Raw genomic sequence first — 20,250 nt, 5'->3', positions numbered from 1 at the left:
GTCAGTCTTTCTTCGGCTTGAGAATCAGCACCGCGAGTGGTGGCAGATTCAGCACCAGCGAATCCTCCATTCCATGCGCCGGCTCGGCTTCGGTCATGACCTCGCCACCGTTGCCAAAGTTGGAGCCTGCGTAGGTTTCTGCGTCACTGTTCAGCAGCTCCGTCCAGGCACCTCGCATCGGCGCGCCGAGACGGTAGTCCAGGCGCGGCACCGGGGTCATGTTGGCGACCACCAGCAGCGGCTCGCCGTCGTAACTCCAGCGCAGGTACGCAAACACGCTGTTGGCGCTGTCATCGCCGACCAGCCACTGGAAGCCGGCAGGGTCTGCATCGCGCTCGTGCAGCGCCTTTTCCTCTCGATAAAGGCGGTTCAGGTCGCCGACCAGGTTCTTTACGCCCACGTGCTCGGCATATTGCATCAAGTACCAGTCCAGCTCCCTGTCGTGATTCCACTCGCGCCATTGGCCGAATTCGCAGCCCATGAACAGCAGCTTCTTGCCGGGGTGCGTCCACATGAAGGACAGATAGGCGCGCAGGTTGGCGAATTTCTGCCAGCGGTCACCCGGCATCTTGTCGATCAGCGAATGCTTGCCGTGCACCACTTCGTCGTGGGAAATAGGCAGTACAAAACGCTCGGACCATGCATACACCAGGCTAAAGGTCAGCATGCCATGGTGATGCTCTCGGTAGAGCGGGTTCTCTTCCATGTACTGCAGCGAGTCATGCATCCAGCCCATGTTCCACTTGTAATTGAAGCCAAGCCCACCCTGCTGGGTCGGCTCGCTGACGCCCGGCCACGCAGTCGACTCTTCGGCAATCACCATGGTCCCGGGGGCTTCCAGTGCAACCACGTCGTTCAAATGACGCAGGAAGTCGATGGCCTCGAGGTTTTCGCGGCCGCCGAAGCGATTCGGTACCCATTCGCCCGCATTACGCGAATAGTCGCGATACAGCATCGACGCCACCGCGTCCACGCGCAGACCGTCGATATGGTAATGCTTGAGCCAGTGCAGTGCCGAGGCCAGCATGAAGCCATGAACCTCGGTGCGTCCCAGGTTGTAGATCAGGGTGTTCCAGTCCTGATGGAAGCCTTCCTTGGGGTCGGCGTACTCATACAGGCAAGTACCGTCGAACTGCGCCAGTCCGTGGGTATCGGTCGGAAAATGCGCCGGAACCCAGTCAAGAATGACGCCGATTTCGTTCAGGTGGCAGGAGTCGATGAAGAAGGCGAAATCTTCCGGCGAACCGTAACGGGCAGTTGGCGCGAACTGGGCCAGCAACTGATAGCCCCACGAACCACCGAACGGGTGCTCCATGATCGGCATCAGCTCGATGTGCGTGAAGCCAAGCTCCTTGACGTAAGGAATCAGGCGGTCAGCCAGTTCACGCCAGTTGTACTGCCGCCATTGATTGTCGTCGACCTGCTCCATTTGCCAAGAGCCTGCGTGCAGCTCGTAGATCGATAACGGTGCACTGACTTCGTGACGGCCTGCCCTGGATTGCATCCACTCCTGGTCACTCCACTGGAACTGCAACGGCGCAGAGATCTTCGACGCAGTATCGGGCGGTAGTGTGGTGGCCAGGGCCATCGGGTCACTTTTCAGCGGCAGAATACCGTGAGCACCGAGGATCTCGTACTTGTAGACCTCGCCGGGCTGCAGGCGCGGGACGAAAATCTCCCATACCCCGGTCGGGTGGCGCATGCGCATGGGATGGCGACGCCCATCCCAGCTGTTGAAGCTGCCAACCACAGAAACACGACGCGCATTGGGCGCCCAGACCGCAAAACGCACACCGTCCACGCCATCGACGCTGGTGACTTGCGCGCCCAGACAGTTGCTCAAGTCGCGATGATTACCCTCGGCAAACAGGTAGAGGTCCATCTCGCCCAGCAGCGGGCCAAAGCTGTAGGGGTCCTCGGTGATCTGTTCACCGCCGGCCCAGTTGATTTTCAGCAGGTAAGGCTGTGGGTGCTCGAGGTGGCCGACGAAAAACCCCGGCACGTCGCTCATTTCCATCTCGCCCAGTTCGCGACCGTCATCCCTGGCCAGCAGGCGGACACTCAAGGCTGCGGGCAGATAGGCGCGGACGAACTGCCCGCTGCCACCATCGCCATGCGGGCCGAGAATAGAAAACGGGTCACGGTGTTCAGCACGGATCAGCGCGTCGAGGTCCACAGCAGCGGGAATCGCGCGGTGGCGCGTGCCGGCTTTGTCAGGCGCATTCATATTGACTCTCCATCAGACGGTTGCAGCAGTCCACGCAAGCCTTGCAAGGGAACGGCCAGCCAGGCTGGGCGGTTCTCGGCTTCGTAGATCACTTCATAAGCAGCTTTTTCAAGGGTGAACAGCTCGAGTGCAGCGTCCTCCCCTTTCGCATCTTTCCAGGCATGCGCCATGCCGGTGGTCGCCGAGCGATAACCTTCGATGAAGGTTTCTCGCGCCTGCGCCAGGTAGGTATCGGCCACACGTTTGCGCGCCCCGGCAGCCTCGGGAGACGTGTCGACGCTCTGCGCACTGCGTACAGCCATGGCCGCTGCGTAATCAAAGGAGCGCAGGACACCGCTGACATCCTTGAACGGGCTGTGCTTGGCACGGCGCTCTTCAAGTGCGCGGGCCGGCTCACCCTCGAAATCGATCAGGTAGGCATCGCCTTTGACCACCAATACTTGCCCCAGATGCAGATCGCCATGCACACGAATGCGCAGGCCACCGGCCGAGCGCCTGGCCAGGCCTTCGACGCGCTGACGGATCTGCTTGCGCTGCGCGAGCAAGTCTTTGACCAGTTGCTGATCGTCCTGCTCCAGCTCGCCGATGCGCTGTTCCAGCAATTGCAAGGCGCGCTCGAGCTGAGCGTTGACGCTGGCCCCGGAGGCCTTGCTGTCCTGGCTGCTGGTGACTTCTACGGCAAAATCCGCATTGTCGGTGGGCGACGCGAGGATCTGATGCATCTCACCCAGACGCTGGCCAAGGCTGCGCGAGAAGTCCGCGAGTTCGAGCAACGCGTTGTAATGCTGTTCCTGGCCGGAAACACCGTGTGCCAACTCGTCACGTACCGCACGCTCGAGATTGTTCTGGGTCCATTCCCACGCATCGCCCTGATTGCTCAGATACCCTTGGGCGATCATCAGCAGATTAGGCTGACCGTCCTTGCCGACGCGTACCAGAGAGCCCAGCAGCGGTGAAATGTTTTTGAAGCCGGCCTGGGTCAGGAACGCGCCCATTTCCAGCTCGGGGTGCGTCCCGGCGCTGACTTTGCGAATCAGCTTGAGCACCAGGCTGCTGCCCACCACTACCGAACTGTTCGATTGCTCGGCAGACAGGTAGCGCACTTCCGACTCAGCGTTCAGGCCGAGGGGTGCCAGCTGCGAACTTTGCTCGAAACGCAACTCGCCGTCGGCACACGGTATGACGGTATCCGACTGCATGCCCTGAATCACGGCACGAATGAAGGTTTCCAGGGTGAATGCATCCGTGATCAACCCGACATCGCGGTTGCGACGTACTCGGGCGAGCGCCAGCTGCTGCGGCAATGCACTGCTGATGTCGTCTTCAGCCAGCAAGCCGAACGGCAATTGATAGCGATCGGTCTGCCCGCCTGCGGTGACTTCTATCTCGCTGAGCAATACCGGATGCGCTTCATCGCCGAAGCGCACGGCGTAGGCAATGCTGACCTTCTCGATTGCCTTGTCCTTGCCCGCGAACCAGCGCCGTTTAGGCAGGTAGACCGCCAGCGAGGTGTTTTCCATGGTGCTGCGCAGTGGCTCTTCGAGCAACTCTTCCAGACGCTTCTTGAGCACCAGAGTCGGGAAGTCCGGCATGCTCTGCGCGGGTTCAACGTGCCAACTGGGCATTTGATTCTCCGAAGCCAGTAAAAACCAGTAAAAACCGTACGGCGGCAGCGTCAGCAGATAGCTTAACTGGCCGATGGGCGGGAAAGCGCTGCCACCGAGCATTTCCACCGGCACCGTGCCTGCATAGGCAGACAGCTCAAGCTCTGCAGCCTGGGCGGCGCTGGAAACGTTGGCGACACACAACACCACTTCACTGTGTCCGTCAGGTGCTGTGTACTCGCGGGTATAAGCCAGAATACGGCGGTTCGACGGCGAGAGCATTTTCAGCGTGCCACGCCCGAAGGCCTTCTGCTGTTTGCGCACGGCGAGCATGCGGCGGTTCCAGTTGAGCAGCGAATGCGGGTCACGTTCCTGGATTTCGACGTTGACCGACTGGAAGCCGTACATCGGGTCCATGATCGGTGGCAACACCAGGCTCGCCGGGTCGGCGCGCGAAAAGCCGCCGTTGCGGTCGATGGACCACTGCATGGGCGTGCGCACACCGTCCCGGTCGCCCAGGTAGATGTTATCGCCCATGCCGATCTCGTCGCCGTAGTACAGCGTCGGTGTGCCGGGCATCGACAACAGCATGCTGTTCAGCAACTCCACCCGGCGACGGTCGCGATCCACCAGGGGTGCCAGGCGCCGACGGATGCCCAGGTTGATCCGTGCACGGCGGTCGGCCGCGTAGTAATTCCACAGATAATCGCGCTCACGATCGGTGACCATTTCCAGGGTCAGTTCATCGTGGTTACGCAGGAAAATCGCCCACTGGCAGTTTTCCGGAATTTCCGGCGTCTGCCGCAAAATATCGGTGATGGGAAAACGATCTTCCTGGGCCAGCGCCATGTACATGCGTGGCATCAATGGAAAGTGGAAAGCCATATGGCATTCATCGCCATCTGGGCCTTTGCTGTCACCAAAGTACAGCTGGGTGTCTTCCGGCCATTGATTGGCCTCGGCAAGCAGCATCCTGTCCGGGTAGTTCGCGTCGATCTCGGCCCGAATGCGCTTGAGCACCTGATGGGTTTCCGGCAGGTTCTCGTTGTTGGTACCGTCGCGTTCGATGAGGTACGGGATGGCATCCAGACGCAGACCGTCGATGCCCAGATCCAGCCAGAAGCGCATGACTTCCAGTACCGCATCCAGCACGTGCGGATTGTCGAAATTCAGGTCCGGCTGGTGGGAGTAGAAACGGTGCCAGAAGTACTGGCCGGCAACCGGGTCCCAGGTCCAGTTGGACGTCTCGGTATCGAGAAAGATGATCCGCGTACCGTCGTACTTCTGATCAGTGTCCGACCACACATAGAAATCCCGCGCCTTGGAACCGGGCTTGGCATTGCGGGCTTTCTGGAACCACGGATGCTGGTCGGACGTGTGGTTGATGACCAGCTCGCTGATCACTCGCAGGCCGCGCTTGTGTGCCTGGGCGATGAAACGCTTGGCATCGGCCATGGTGCCGTAGTCGCTGTGCACATCGCGGTATTCGGAAATGTCGTAGCCATCGTCCCGGCGCGGCGACGGATAAAACGGCAACAACCAGATGGTGTTGACGCCCAGCGCGGCAATGTAGTCGAGCTTTTCGATCAGGCCCGCGAAATCGCCGATTCCGTCGTTGTTGGAATCAAAGAACGATTTCACGTGAACCTGATAAATCACCGCATCCTTATACCAGAGCGGGTCTTTGATAAATGTCGCGTCACCGGGCTTCTTGGCCATTATTGACTCCTCGGGAGTGTTATTGCGCGGCCTGGATACGCCAGATTCCAAACGGTTGAGCTGGATCGAGACGCGTGTGCTGGTACTTGCCGTACCAGGTCCAGCGGTGACCGGTCATCAGGTCTTCACCCGATGTAGCGGCGTCATCCGGCAGGCCCATTTCCCACAACGGCAACTCGAAATCCGCTTCCTGTGCGTTGTACGGGTCGAGGTTGACGGCAACCAGAATGAAGTTGCTGCCGTCCGCCGAGCGCTTGCCGAAGTACAGAATGTTGTCATTCCACGCGTTATACAGTTTCAGACCCAGATGCGTTTGCAGTGCCGGGTTCTGCCGACGAATGCGGTTAAGCTGAGCGATCTCGGCAATGATGTTGCCCGGTGCCGCGTAATCGCGAACCCGAACCTCGTACTTCTCCGAGTCCAGATACTCTTCCTTGCCGGGAATCGGCGCCGCTTCGCACAACTCGAACCCCGAATACATACCCCACAGCCCGGAGCCCATTGTGGCCAATGCCGCTCGGATCAGAAACCCGGGGCGACCGGACTCATGCAGGAAACGCGGGTTGATATCGGGCGTATTGACGAAGAAATTCGGGCGATAGCAATCACGCCAAGGGACTTCATTGAGCTGGGTGAAATACTCGGAGAGTTCGGCCTTGGTGTTGCGCCAGGTGAAATAGGTGTAACTCTGGCTGTAACCGACCTTGCCCAGCCGTGCCATCATTGCCGGCTTGGTAAAGGCTTCGGCCAGGAACATCACCTCAGGGTGCTGACTGCGCACTTCGCCGATCATCCACTGCCAGAACGGCAGCGGTTTGGTGTGCGGGTTATCGACGCGGAAGATTTTCACGCCTTCGTTGACCCAGCCCAGAACGATGTCGCGCAACTCCGTCCACAGGCCGGGGATGGCGTCTGGCGCGTAGAAGTCGACGTTGACGATGTCCTGATACTTTTTCGGCGGGTTTTCCGCATAACGGATCGTGCCGTCCGGACGCCACGAGAACCAGCCCGGATGCTGCTTGAGCCACGGGTGATCCTGGGAACACTGGATGGCGAAGTCCAGGGCGATTTCCAGACCATGGTCGGCTGCAGCTTTCACAAGGTTACGGAAATCTTCACGACTGCCCAGCTGTGGGTGAATGGCTTCATGGCCCCCATCCTCGCTGCCGATCGCGTACGGGCTGCCCGGATCATCAGGGCCTGCGGTCAGGGAGTTGTTCGGGCCCTTGCGGTGGGCACGGCCAATAGGATGAATCGGCGGAAAATACAGCACATCGAAGCCCATGTCGCGAATGGTCGGCAGACGCGAATGCACATCGTTGAACGTACCGTGGCGCGCCGGATCGTCGGTCATCGAACGGGGAAACAGCTCGTACCAACTGGCAAACTGTGCCAGCTCACGTTCGACATCCAGCGGGAACTCGACGCTGCGGCTAAGGAACGCCTGATTGTCGGCCAGCTTCATCAGGCTGGCGGTTTCGCTGTGCAACAGCAGCGCGACTTTCTCGTCTTTATCGCCCTGTTCAAGCTGGCCCAGCAGGCCTTCGATTTGCTGGCGCTGCTCGTTCTGGCTGCGCTCGGCGGCATGCACCAGATGAATGCGGCCCTCTTCCAGCTCCAGATCCACAGGAACGCCGGCGCCGAACTTCTTCTCCAGCTCATAACGATAGCTGCCGAACTGATCGATCCAGGCTTCGAGGCGAAACACATGGCGGCTGACCGAGGTCGGGGTGAATTCACCGACCCAGCTGTCATTTCCAAGCTCGCGCATTGGCGCGCTGTGCCAGTGCTCTTCATCGGCAGCACGCCAGCGGATATTGACCGCCATCTTGTCGTGCCCATCGGCATAGACCTTGCTGGTCACGGTAACCGGTTGCCCGATGATCGCCTTGGCCGCGAACAAGCCACCGTCGATTACCGGCAACGTGTCTTCAATCACGATGCGGGGTAATTGCAGCGCCTGGGTCAGTGACAGCGGAAGGGTTGCTTGCGGGACATCGGTGGCCAGGGAATCCGGACCGTATGGCTGTTCATTCATCGAGCATCACTCCTCACGCCCCAGGGACGCTCCTGTGCATTCCATGCAATGGAAAAATTGACGGTATGGCAGCGTACGATCGCACTGTGCTGGCGACTCGTCTATTTCCGCTGCCTAGGTTCCGAGCGGTCAACGAGGGTAAAGTTCAAAGGTTTTGAGGATGTTTGGCGGTCGTGCGCAGAGATGGAGCAGCCATTGAGCGGATCAACGGGGCGACTGTGGTAGGAAGCAAATCGATTGAATCATCGGCCACGCCGGGCGGTCGTAAACAGGGTCTACAAGGAGGCAGCAACCATGACCTTACCCAACCCGGTAGAAGTACCCGATCCAAACATCGATGACCCCGCCGTGCCCGAGCCAGTGCCCGCACAGGACCCGCCGCCATCCACGCCGCCGCCCAATGAAACGCCAGTCGGCGACCCGCCCGCCAATGCGCCACCGGTAACGTTGTGACGACTCAGTAAGCGGGATCTGAAGGCGTCTGCCAGACCATGGACGCCTTCAGCGCCCTCCCGCCACATCGATGAACGTTCCGGTGGCGTAAGACGCATTGTCCGACAGCAACCAGAGAATGGCTTCGGCCACTTCCTCCGCGGTACCGCCACGGCCCATAGGCAATGCCCCCTCAAGCTTGCTGACGCGAAACGGATCGCCGCTCAAGGCGTGAAAGTCGGTGAAGATGAAACCTGGACGTACCGCGTTGACGCGAACGTTTTCAGCCGCGACTTCCTTGGACAGGCCGATGGTGAAAGTGTCCAGCGCACCTTTCGATGCCGCATAGTCAACGTACTCGCCTGCCGAACCGAGGCGTGCCGCGAGCGACGATACGTTGACGATGCTGCCACCGTGCCCCCCGTGCGCCGGCAACATGCGCAACAAGGCGTGTTTGCTGCACAGCATCGGGCCGACGACGTTGTTCATCATCATCTTCAACAGGCGAAATTCCGACATATCCTCGACTCTGGAAGCCTGCGCCAGGGTGCCCGCATTATTGACCAGGTGGGTGACACGACCGAGTTCGGAGTCGACCCTGGCAAACAGCCGCATGATCTCGTCTTCGTTGCTGACGTCGGCCTGCACGGTGATCGCCCTGGCGCCCATCGCCCTCACCTGGCCTGCGGTCTTTTCGGCAGCGGCATGATCCGACAGGTAGTTGATGCAGATCCGATAACCCTGTGAGGCAGCCAGACGCGCTGTAGCAGCGCCGATCCCACGCGAACCACCGGTGATAATGAGGACTTTTTCCATGGAGTGTCTCGTGTTTTTTTCAAAGGCCGACATCAGGATCCAGCCAACCCTCACAGGTTAACCAGCCGGTTCGGATCGTGACAGCCTTTACCGTCCAGCGCCATGTGCGCGCTTCAGAAAGCGGCTTGCCCGATATCGGACGCATCCACCACAGCTTTCGCCTCGGCTGCCTGGATTTCTTCGAGAAACTGCTGGGCCGGTAACGGATAACCCAGCAGGAAGCCTTGCAGCGAGTGACATCCCAAATGAGTCAGGAAGCGCTGCTGAACAGCGGTTTCGACGCCTTCGGCGACTATTCGCAGATTCAACGCCTGCCCTACTGCGACGATGGCCGAGACGATGGCGGCGTCGTCGGTGTCATGCTCCAGGTCGCGGACGAAGCCCCGATCAATCTTGATTTCATTGGCGGGCAGGCGCTTCAGGTACATCAGGCTGGAGTAACCGGTGCCAAAATCATCGATCGACAGGTCCACGCCCATTTCCGAAAGTCTTCTCAACACCGCCAGGCTGGCATCCGCATCATGCATGGCAGTGGTTTCGGTGATTTCCAAGGTCAGGCAGTTGGCCGGCAACTGATGCCGGGCCAGTGTGTCCGCCACTGCCGTGACCAGCCCGGAATGACAGAACTGCAAGGCTGACAGGTTGACTGCAATGCGCCAGTGCGAGTAACCCTGCGCGTACCACTCACGCATTTGCCGACAGGCTTCATCCAGCACCCACTCGCCGATCTGAATGATCAGGCCGGTTTTCTCCGCCATGGAAATGAACAGGTCAGGACCGAGGACACCCTGTTCCGGATGATTCCAGCGCAACAACGCCTCTGCGCCCACGGGCAGCCCGGTCATGGCGTCGAACTTGGGTTGGTAATAGATACAGAACTGCCGGTGCTTGATCGCCTTGTGCAAATCCTGCGACATCTGCAGTTGATTGCGGGCGTTACTGTTCATCGACGCATCGAAAAAGCTGTAGCCATTCTTACCGGCAGCTTTGGTGTGGTACATGGCCGCGTCGGCATTGATCAGAAGCTCATGCTGGGTGCTGCCATTGCCCGGGTACATGCAGATGCCGATGCTCAGTGAAATCTGCAACTGATGTTCGCCAATGTTAAACGGGTTGCCGACTTCATTGACCTGCCGTCTGGCAACGGCCAATGCATCCTCGGGGTTTTGAAGCTCCACCAGCAGGACGAACTCATCGCCGCCAACCCTGGCCAGCGTGTCGCGCCGGTGCAGGCTGTTGCGCAGACGCAAGGCAACCTGCCGTAGCAGCAGGTCGCCGGTGTGGTGGCCGAACGCGTCATTGACCGGCTTGAAGCCATCGAGGTCCATGAACATCAGCGCAAAGCAGCCGCCCGTCTCTGTGGCCCTCTTCATTGCCCGATCGATGCGTTCCGTCAACAACGCCCGGTTTGGCAAACCGGTCAGGTTGTCATGCAGGGCCAGGTGGGTCAGTTCCAGATTGGCTTGCGTCAGGGAGTCGGCCAGCACGGCGGTACGTGTTTCCAGATGGGAGTCGAGAATACAGCTGAACAGCGCAATCCCCAGAATCGACAGGCTGGCGACCAGCACGATTCGGTCCAGCCCGTCACTGCTCAGCCCCTGTGAAAGTGCACCGCAAAAGCTGCCATCGGCAAAATTCGCAGCGGCCATGCCGGTGTAATGCATGCCGATGACAGCCAGCCCCAGCAATAGCGCCGCCGAGGCGCGTAGCAGGTAGACCCTGGGGCGCTGCTGGCGAAGATGGAAGGCTATGCGCAATGCTGCCGCAGACGCAGCGATAGCAATGACCACAGAAAGCACGAACAGCCACGGCGTGTATTGAATGCCCGGCTGCATGCGCATTGCCGCCATGCCGGTGTAGTGCATGGCGCTGATGCCGAGCCCCAGCAACACCGCACCCAGGCTCAGTTGCAGCGCGGGCAATCGTGGCTGGGTGGCGAGCCACAGGGCGAACCCTGAAAAGCCGATGGCGATCAACAGCGACAGCAGCACCAGTGGCACGTCGTAGCCCAGGTCGATGGGCAATACGAACGCCAGCATACCGATGAAATGCGTCGACCAGGTGCCGACGCCCATTGCGATAGCGCCTCCCGCGGTCCATAGGTGGACAGCACGGCCCCTGGCCGAAACGATGCGGCCTACCAGATCGAGGGCCGTGTACGCGGCAAGAATAGCGACGAGGATTGATATGACGACGAGTGAGGGGATGTAGCTGCCAATCAACATAAACGCACCTGGAAACCAATGAGCGCGTCCATGCCGATCTTGTGCGGCTGATTGTACGCATTAGCTGCCAAATGTCGCGGCAACTGGTCGAAAAGATGGCGAATAGCTATTATTTTTTCGTTTAATGCGAACAGTTTACCGAAAACTGCGTTTTAAACACGAAATACTCATTCCCGGAGCGTCAAACCTGTCTCGGCATCCCAGCCTCCGCCCAGTGCGGCGATCAGTTGAACGCTGGCAATCAACCTGCTTTGCAGCACACTGAGCACACTGCGCTCGTTGCTCAATGCGGTGGCCTGAACATTGACGACGTCCAGGTAACCGATCAACCCGGCCTTGTATTGATTGTTGGTCAGGCGCAACGAATCACGAGCCGAGACCAGCGCTTCCTGGCGCACTGCAGCTTCCTGCTCGTATACCTTGAGCTGAACCAGATAGTTCTCGACCTCCTGAAAACCGTTCAGCACGGTCTGCCGGTACTGGGCGACAGTCTGGTCATATACCGCTTCGGTACGATCCACCTCGGCGGAGCGCTTGCCGCCGTCGAACAGGGTCAGCGCCAGCTGCGGGCCCACTGACCAGAAGCGATTGGGCAGGCTGATCCAGTTGGCAAAGGTACTGCTGCTGTAACCGCCGCTCATGCTCAGCGTGAAGTCCGGATAGTAAGCGGCCTTGGCCACGCCGATATTGGCATTGGCACCCATCACCGAGCGTTCGGCTGCGGCAATGTCAGGTCGGCGTTCAAGCAACTGCGAAGGCAGGCCTGGCGGGATCTGCGGCAACTGCGGAATCGAGGTGGTGGCGGGCAGATTGAAGTCTGCCGGCGCCATGCCCATCAGTACGGCGATGGCATTCTCGTATTGCGCACGCTGCCAGGCCAGGTCGATCAGGTCGGCCTGGGTACTTTTCAACTGCGTCTGTGCCTGCGCAACAGAATCACTTCCGGAAATACCGGCGCGGTACTGATTCTGCGTCAGGGTCAGGGAGCGCTGGTAGGCATCCACCGTGGATTCCAGCAGGCGTTTCTGTTCATCGATCACGCGCAATTGCAGGTAATTCTGCACCAGCTCCGATTGCAGGCTCAGGCGCATCGCCGCCAGGTCGGCAAGACTCGCCTGCGCATTGGCGGTGTCGGCTTCCAGCCCGCGACGCAGCTTGCCCCAGACGTCGGCCTCCCAACTGACGCCCAGTTGCGCGTTGTAACTGTTGCGAATCCCGGAGGCACTGGTGCCGGTGTTCGAGGTGCCAGTGCCCTGCCCCGAACGGGTTTTGCCAGTCGTCAGATCGAGGGTCGGCAGGAAGGCAGCCCTGGAGCTGCGCACCAGTGTTTGTGCCTGCCGATACTGCGCATCGTACTGCGCGACGGTCTGGTTGGAGGTGTTGAGGCGCTCGACCAGATCGTTCAGTTGCGGGTCCTTGTAGACCTCCCACCATGCACCTTTGGCCATCCCGTCACTGGGTGTGGCCGCACGCCAGCCCTGCGCAGCCTTGAACTGCGCGGGTGCAGCCATCGACGGCTTCTGGTAATCCGGCCCGACAGCACAGGCGCTGAGCAGCACGACGCAAAGCCCCAGCGCAAATGGACGAATCAACCCTGTCGGGCGGGAGGTGAATGCCAGGCGTTCGGTCATAGCGGAGTTTCCAGAGCAGCATCGGTACGCACGCCACGCCATTTGTTGTAACGATGGCGCAGACGGTCGAGATAAAGGTAAACCACCGGGGTGGTATAGAGGGTCAGGACCTGGCTGAAGATCAGGCCGCCGATGATGGTCAAGCCGAGCGGCTTGCGCATTTCAGCGCCTTCGGCGGTGCTCAGCAGCAGCGGCAAGGCGCCCAGGATGGCGGCCATCGTGGTCATCAGAATGGGCCGCAAACGTTGCAGGCAGGCACTGCGGATCGACTCTTGCGGCGTCATTCCCTGTTCGCGCTCCAGATGCAGGGCCAGGTCGATCATCATGATCGCGTTTTTCTTGACCACGCCAATCAGCAGGAACAGCCCCAACAGGGAGATCAGACTGAACTCGCTGCCCAGCACATAGATCGTCAGCAATGCGCCAACCCCTGCGGACGGAAGCGTCGAGAGGATCGTCAGCGGATGAATGTAACTTTCATAGAGGATCCCCAGCACCAGGTACACCGCCAGCAACGCACCGAGGATCATCCACGGCTGACTCTTCTGCGTGGAAGCGAAGGCGTTAGCGGTCCCGGCCATCTTGGAAATGATGTCGGACGGCAGACCGATGGCGGCAATCGCCCGCTCTATCGCCACAGTGGCCTTGTCGAGGCTGGCGCCTTCGGCCAGATCGAAGGAAATGTTTTCGGCCGCGAACTGACCGTCATGCGATACCCGGTCGTTGGCCAGGCTGCGCTCGTAATGGGCGATGCTCGACAGCGGTACACGCTGCCCGTCTGCGGTAATGACCTGAACCTGCTCCAGCGTCACCGGGTCCTGGGCGTATTTTGGATTGACCTCCATCACCACCTTGTACTGGTTGAGGCTGTCATAGATGGTCGATACCTGGCGCTGGCTGTAAGCGTTGTTGAGCACTGCCGTGACCATGTTCATATCGATACCCAGCCGCTTGGCCGTGTCGCGGTTGACCACCAGGGTCACCTGCTGCGCCCCGCGCCCTTCCCGTGCGTCGATGGCGGTCAGCTCGGGTACCGACTTGAGCGCTGCGACGATCTTTGGGTACCACAGACGCAGACTGCCCAGGTCAGCGCTCTGCACGATGTATTGATACTGCGAACTGGTCTGCTCGCGACCTCCGCCCAGTTGCAGGTCCTGATCCGGGGCCAGGAACAGCCTGCCGCCCGGCACATGCGGCATGTTCTTGCGCAGGCGCTCGACCACTTTCTCGGCAGACAGCTTGCGCTCGGAAATCGGCTTGAGGCGCACGATCATGAAGGCGTTATTGGTGCCACCGCTGCCACCGATAAAACCGGCAACGCTTTCCACCGCGGGGTCAGCGAGAATCGACAGGCGGAAGGTCTCCATTTTCGGCTGCATGACCGAAAACGAAAGGCCGTCGTCACCGCGTACGAAACCCATCAGTTGCCCGGTGTCCTGTTGCGGCAGAAAGGTCTTGGGCACCACCACATACAGCGCGATATTGACCACCACGGTGATCAGCAGACTGAGCAGCGTCAGCCGTCGATGCCGCATCACCCAGCCCAGCGAGCGGTCGTAGCCTGCCACCATTCGATCGTTGACCCGCTCGCTCCAGCGCTGAAAGGCGTTTTCCCCATGGGCTTCGCGCGGCTTCAACCAGCGCGCGCACAACATCGGCGTGAGGGTCAGGGACACGATCAGCGAGACGATGATCGCCACCGACAAGGTGATGGAAAACTCGCGAAACAGACTTTCGACCAGACCGCCCATGAACAGGATGGAAATGAACACCGCGACCAGCGAGACGTTCATCGACAGCAAGGTGAACCCCACCTCCTTGGCGCCCAGAAAAGCCGCTTTCATGGGGTCGAGGCCGTTGTGAATATGCCGGGAGATGTTTTCCAGCACGACGATGGCGTCGTCCACCACCAGACCGGTGGCGAGGATCAACGCCATCAGTGACAGGTTGTTCAGGGAGAAGCCGAACAGGTGCATGATCGCAAAGGTGCCAACCAGCGATACCGGAACCGCCAGGGTGGGGATCAGCGAGGCGCGAAAACTGCCGAGGAACAGGAACACCACCATCACCACCAGCACGACGGCAATCAGCAGGGTCATTTCGGCTTCGTGCAACGTCGCCTTGATAACCGGCGAGCGATCCATCGCGATATTGAGGCTGACACTGGCCGGCAGCACCGCTCGCAGCGCTGGCAACTGCGCCTTGATCTGCGCCACGGTTTCAATGATGTTGGCCCCCGCCTGGCGGTTGACGACCAGCAGCACGGCACGGTCATTGTTGTAGAAGCCGCTGTTGTAACGGTCCTCCACGGCGTCGCTGACTTTCGCCACGTCCTTCAGGCGCAAGGTCGCTCCGTCCTTGTAGCGAATGATCAGCGGCGCATAATCCTCGGCGGTTTCCAGCTGGTCGTTGGCCTGCACCTGCCAGTTATGCTGGTCGTCCTCCACAAAGCCCTTCGGCCGTCTTACGTTGGTGCTGGTGATCGCCGTACGCACGTCATCGAGCGATACACCGTACTGGGAGAGCATCTGCGGCTCCAGTTCGATACGCACAGCAGGCAGCGAGCTGCCGCCGATCTGCACTTCGCCGACCCCGGAAATCTGGGACAGGCTCTGCGACAGGATGGTGGACGCCAGGTCGTAAAGCTGACCCTTTTCCAGCACTGTCGAGGTCATCGACAAGACCATGATCGGCGCCTGCGACGGGTTGACCTTCTTGTAGGTCGGCATGCTGCGCATCCCGCTGGGCAGCAGGTTGCGTGAGGCATTGATGGCCGCCTGCACTTCCCGGGCAGCGCCGTTGATGTCGCGATCAAGGTCGAACTGCAGAATGATCCGTGTGGTGCCCTGGCTTGAATTGCTGGTCATGGTGTTGACACCGGCAATACTGCCCAGCGAACGCTCCAGCGGCGTGGCCACCGTGGACGCCATCACCTCAGGGCTGGCACCGGCGAGGCTGGCCGAAACCACAATCACCGGGAAATCCATGTTCGGCAACGGTGCCACTGGCAACAAGCGAAAGCTCACCGCGCCGAGCAGCATGATCGCCAGGCTCAGCAGAACGGTCGCAACGGGGCGGCGGATGAACGGCGCTGAGAGGTTCATGCGTCAGCTCGTTCCAGCCGGTCCGGCTCGGCAGGCTTGCGACTCCAGCGACGGCCAAGGCGGTCGAAATACAGGTAGATGACCGGCGTGGTGAACAGTGTCAGTACCTGACTGAGCAACAGCCCGCCGACCATCACCAGCCCCAGTGGTTGCCGCAATTCGGCGCCGGAGCCACTGGCAAGCATCAGCGGGATGGCGCCGAACAACGCTGCCAGGGTGGTCATGAGAATCGGCCGGAAGCGCAACAGCGCCGCGTCGTAGATCGCCTGCTCGGGCTCAACACCGCGGTTGCGCTCCGCGTCGAGCGCGAAGTCGATCATCATGATCGCGTTCTTCTTGACGATGCCGATCAGCAGAATGATGCCGATGATCGCAATCATCCCCAGATCGTTGCCGCTGATCAGCAGAGCCAACAAGGCCCCCACTGCTGCCGACGGCAGGGTCGAGAGGATGGTGATCGGGTGAATGTAGCTCTCGTAGAGCACGCCCAGCACGATGTACATGGTGACCACCGCCGCCAGAATCAGCAGCAACGTGCTGGACAACGAAGCCTGAAACGCTTCGGCCGCGCCCTGAAACTGGGTCTGCACGCCAATCGGCATGCCGATCTCCTGCTCGACCTCCTCGATCACCTTCACCGCCTTGCCCAAGGCAATATCGGGCGCCAGGTTGAACGACATCATCACCGCCGGGAACTGCCCAAGGTGCGCGATGGCCAACTGAGCCTGGCGCTGCTCGACACTTGCCAGGCTGGATAGCTTCACCTGTGCGCCATCGGTGGTCTTGACGTGAATCTGCTCGAGCGCCGCCGGGCCGAGTTCACTGCCCGACGCAGCCTGCAGCACCACGCGGTACTGGCTGGCCTGCGTATAGATGGTAGATATCTGGCGCTGACCGAATGCGTCGTACAGCGCGTCGGTGATGTTCGCAACGGTGACCCCGACCCGGCTGGCCGCATCACGATCGATGTTCAGGTACACCTGCAAACCTTTGTCCTGCAGGTCGCTGGCCACATCCCTCAGTTCGGGCCGCTTGCCGAGCGCGTCTACCAGCTTTTCGCTCCACAGCGTCAGCAGTTCGGCGTCGGGCGACGACATGCTGAATTGATACTGGGTGCGACTGACCCGGTCTTCGATGGTCAGGTCCTGCACCGGCTGCATGAACAGACGGATATCCGACAGTTTGTCGACCTCGGGCTGCAGGCGCTGGATCACCTCGGACGCAGTCAGGTCGCGCGCTCCGTGAGGCTTGAGGTTGATCAGCAGACGTCCGCTGTTGAGCGTGGCGTTGTCACCGTCGACACCAATGTAGGACGACAGACTGACCACCGCCGGGTCCTTGAGAATGATGTCGGCAAGTGCCTGCTGACGCTGGCTCATCGCTGCGAACGACACCGACTGTGGCGCTTCCGAAATACCCTGGATCACGCCGGTGTCCTGTACCGGGAAGAAGCCTTTGGGTACGACGATGTACAGCAGCACCGTCAGTGCCAGGGTGGCCAGGGCAACCAGCAGGGTCAGGGGCTGATGCTTGAGCACCCAGCGCAACCTGCCCGCGTAGATGTCGATCAGCCAGTCGATCCAGGCACCGCTGGCCCGGTAAAAGCGGCTCTGCTCTTCTTCCCTGGGCTCGCGCTTGAGCAAGCGCGCGCACATCATCGGCGTCAGGGTCAGCGAGACCACCAGCGATATCAATATCGCGACCGCCAGGGTAATCGCGAACTCGCGGAACAGCCGCCCTACCACGTCGGCCATAAACAACAGCGGGATCAATACCGCAATCAGTGACAGGGTCAGGGAAATCAGGGTGAAACCGATCTGCTTCGCGCCCTTGAGTGCGGCCTGCAAGGGCGTCTCGCCCTCTTCGATGTGCCGGGAGATGTTTTCCAGCATGACGATGGCGTCATCGACGACGAAACCGGTCGCAATGGTCATGGCCATCAGCGTCAGGTTGTTGACCGAAAAACCGGCCAGGTACATCACGCCGAAAGTGCCCACCAGCGACAGCGGAACGGCAATCGAGGGAATGATCGTAGCGCTGAAACGACGCAGGAACAGGAACGTGACCAGCACCACCAGGACGATCGCGATCAGCAATTCGTGCTGAACATCGGTCACCGACGCGCGGATGGTTTGCGTGCGGTCCGTCAGGACCACGACGTCGAGGCCGGCCGGAAGGTTTTCGGTGATCGACGGCAGCAACGCCTTGATCCGGTCGACCACCTCGATGACGTTGGCGCCCGGCTGACGCTGAATGTTCAACAGCACCGCCTGGCTGCGATTGGCCCAGGCCGCGAGCCGCTCGTTTTCGGCACCATTGACGATTTCGGCCACATCCTTCAGGCGCAAGGGTGCGCCATCCTTATAAGCCAGAATCAGGTTGGCGTACTCCTCCGGAGACTTCAGCTGATCGTTGGCATCCAGCATCGACACCCGGGTCGGCCCGTCAAAGTTGCCCTTCGGCTGGTTGACGTTGGAGGCGCTGATCAGGGTACGCACATCGGACAGGTTGAGGCTGTTGGCGGCCAGCGCCTCCGGGTTGACCTTGATCCGTACCGCCTGCCGCTGCCCGCCGGCAATGCTGACCATGCCCACGCCGCTGATCTGCGAGATCTTCTGCGCCATGCGCGTATCGACCAGATCATTGAGCTTGGGCAACAACATGGTTTTCGAGGTGATCGCCAGGGTCAGAACCGGTGTGTCGGCCGGGTTGACCTTGTTGTAGACCGGAGGCGCCGGCAGATCGGTCGGCAGAAGGTTGGTGGCCGCGTTGATCGCCGCCTGCACCTGCTGCTCGGCGACATCCATATTGATTTCAAGGCTGAAGCGCAACGTAATGACCGACGCACCGCCAGAACTGGTCGAGGCCATCTGGGTCAGGCCGGGCATCTGTCCGAATTGACGTTCCAGAGGCGCAGTCACGGAACTGGTCATCACCTGCGGGCTGGCACCCGGGTACAGGGTCATCACCCGGATGGTCGGATAGTCGACCTGGGGCAACGCCGAAACCGGTAGCAAGGTATAGGCGATCAGGCCCGCCAGGACGATTGCCAACATACTCAGTGTGGTGGCAACCGGACGCAGGATGAACAGGCGTGACATGTTCATACGTTTGGTTTTTCCACCTTGCCGAGCGCCGCCGACTTGTCGGTCTTGCTGTCAGGCTTGCCTTGCAGCTTCTGGGCCGGGCCAGCCGGTACTTCCTTGCTGTCGTTGACGACTTCGACTTCGGCACCGTCGCGCAGGCGATCGGTGCCTTCGAGCACCACCCGCTCGCCGGCTGCCAGACCTTCAGTAATCACCGTAGACGTCTCGTCGCTCGGGCCGGTCTTGAGCAGCTTGAGCTTGACCTTCTTGTCACCGTCCAGCACATAGACAAAGGTCCCGTCGGTGCCGAACTGCACGGCCGCGGTCGGCACGAGCGTTACTTTTTTCAGCGTGTCGGCGCGCAGCCGCACGTTGACGAACTGATTGGGAAACAGGACCTCGTCGCTGTTATCGAAACGCGCCTTGAACTTCAGTGTGCCGGTGGCCACGTCGATCTGGTTGTCGAGGCTGGCCAGTACGCCGGTGGCCTGCATCTTCGTATCGCCACGGTCCCAGGCTTCAACGGGTAGCTTGTCGCCGGTGCGGTAGCGGGAAATGACTTTCGACAGGTCCTTTTCAGGCAGCGTGAACGCCACGGAAATAGGCTGGGTCTGGGTGATCACCACCAGCGCGGTAGTGTCATTGGCGGCAACCAGATTGCCCACGTCCAGCTGTTTGAGGCCGACACGCCCGGCAATCGGGGCACGGATGCGGCTGAAGTCCAGGCTGAGTTTTGCGTCAGCCACGGCAGCCTGATTGGTCTTGATCGTGCCCTTGTATTGATTGACCAGCGACTCGGCAGTGTCGAGGGTCTGCTTGGCGATGCTGTCCTCGGCAAACAAGCCTCGGTAACGCTGCACGTCGAGCTGAGCGTTCTTGAGCAGCGCCTGGTTGGTGGCCAGCGTACCTTCGGCCTGCTGCAACGCCACTTGATAGCTGCGCGGATCGATTTCAGCCAGCAGATCACCCGCCTTGACCATCTGCCCTTCCTGGAAGTAAATCTTGACCAGCTCCCCCGCCACGCGGCTGCGCACATTGATGGTATTCATCGCCGTCACGGTGCCAAGCGCTTTGTAGTAGATCGGAAAATCACCTTCGGTAGCCGGGGCCACACGCACCGGGACCGCGACAGCCGATCCGCCGAAGCCGGGCCGTGCCATGCCGCTTGTGGCGGGCTTCTTGTTGCTCTCGGAACCCTTGCCGGAAGTGGACGCAGGCCAGAACCACCAACACAAGGCAACAATGACCAACAGGATCAGCAAACTGATCAACCAGCGACGGGATTTACGGGAGCCAGACGATTGCATGAATAAATCAACCATTACAGGTGGGGGTTTGTTCAGAAGGCTGAACAATAAGCACAGTTAC

At 60.3% G+C, this 20,250-nt stretch carries 10 protein-coding genes; 1 reads left to right on the top strand and 9 read right to left on the bottom strand.

What is annotated here, in order from left to right; genetic code table 11:
* Window position 1 precedes the first annotated feature (1 nt).
* From glgB to GE543_RS00450, 3 genes are read right to left on the bottom strand one after another with little or no spacing between them, the layout of a single operon-like run.
* Window positions 2-2,227: a 1,4-alpha-glucan branching protein GlgB gene (glgB, locus tag GE543_RS00460; protein WP_153220128.1), complete on the bottom strand. Its 2,226-nt coding sequence runs from the start codon at window positions 2,225-2,227 to the stop codon at window positions 2-4.
* A complete protein-coding gene (treS, locus tag GE543_RS00455; RefSeq protein ID WP_046271736.1) occupies window positions 2,224-5,550 on the bottom strand; it encodes a maltose alpha-D-glucosyltransferase in 3,327 nt (1,108 codons plus the stop codon). Before treS ends, glgB begins: the two co-directional genes overlap by 4 nt.
* Window positions 5,551-5,569: 19 nt before the next feature.
* Entirely contained in the window at window positions 5,570-7,588 is a 2,019-nt protein-coding gene (locus tag GE543_RS00450; protein WP_153220126.1) for an alpha-1,4-glucan--maltose-1-phosphate maltosyltransferase, read from the bottom strand.
* A 294-nt stretch (window positions 7,589-7,882) separates the two neighbouring features.
* Between GE543_RS00450 and GE543_RS00445 the strand changes: the two genes are divergently transcribed.
* On the top strand, window positions 7,883-8,041 hold the full coding sequence (locus tag GE543_RS00445) for a hypothetical protein (protein ID WP_153220124.1): 159 nt from the start codon (window positions 7,883-7,885) through the stop codon (window positions 8,039-8,041).
* Window positions 8,042-8,089: 48 nt separating this feature from the next.
* On the opposite strand, the gene GE543_RS00440 is transcribed toward GE543_RS00445, so the two are convergent.
* From GE543_RS00440 to GE543_RS00415, 6 genes are all read right to left on the bottom strand, one after another.
* Window positions 8,090-8,836 carry an SDR family oxidoreductase gene (locus GE543_RS00440; RefSeq protein WP_032698495.1) on the bottom strand — a complete coding sequence of 249 codons (747 nt, stop codon included), beginning with the start codon at window positions 8,834-8,836 and terminating at the stop codon, window positions 8,090-8,092.
* Window positions 8,837-8,949: 113 nt separating this feature from the next.
* Window positions 8,950-11,061 carry a bifunctional diguanylate cyclase/phosphodiesterase gene (locus tag GE543_RS00435; protein ID WP_153220122.1) on the bottom strand — a complete coding sequence of 704 codons (2,112 nt, stop codon included), beginning with the start codon at window positions 11,059-11,061 and terminating at the stop codon, window positions 8,950-8,952.
* 167 nt (window positions 11,062-11,228) lie between these two features.
* On the bottom strand, window positions 11,229-12,692 hold the full coding sequence (locus GE543_RS00430; protein ID WP_153220120.1) for an efflux transporter outer membrane subunit: 1,464 nt from the start codon (window positions 12,690-12,692) through the stop codon (window positions 11,229-11,231).
* Window positions 12,689-15,796: an efflux RND transporter permease subunit gene (locus GE543_RS00425; protein ID WP_153220118.1), complete on the bottom strand. Its 3,108-nt coding sequence runs from the start codon at window positions 15,794-15,796 to the stop codon at window positions 12,689-12,691. Before GE543_RS00425 ends, GE543_RS00430 begins: the two co-directional genes overlap by 4 nt.
* Window positions 15,793-18,903 (bottom strand): MdtB/MuxB family multidrug efflux RND transporter permease subunit, encoded by a 3,111-nt coding sequence (locus GE543_RS00420; protein ID WP_153220116.1) that lies wholly within the window; start codon window positions 18,901-18,903, stop codon window positions 15,793-15,795. Before GE543_RS00420 ends, GE543_RS00425 begins: the two co-directional genes overlap by 4 nt.
* The gene (locus GE543_RS00415; RefSeq protein WP_153220114.1) at window positions 18,900-20,204 is read right to left on the bottom strand and encodes an MdtA/MuxA family multidrug efflux RND transporter periplasmic adaptor subunit; all 1,305 of its coding nucleotides are present in this window, start codon (window positions 20,202-20,204) and stop codon (window positions 18,900-18,902) included. Before GE543_RS00415 ends, GE543_RS00420 begins: the two co-directional genes overlap by 4 nt.
* Window positions 20,205-20,250: the final 46 nt, after the last annotated feature.

This window comes from Pseudomonas sp. SZ57, assembly GCF_009495975.1.
Classification (GTDB): Bacteria; Pseudomonadota; Gammaproteobacteria; order Pseudomonadales; family Pseudomonadaceae; genus Aquipseudomonas; species Aquipseudomonas syringae.
This window is presented reverse-complemented; position numbering and strand designations above follow the sequence as displayed.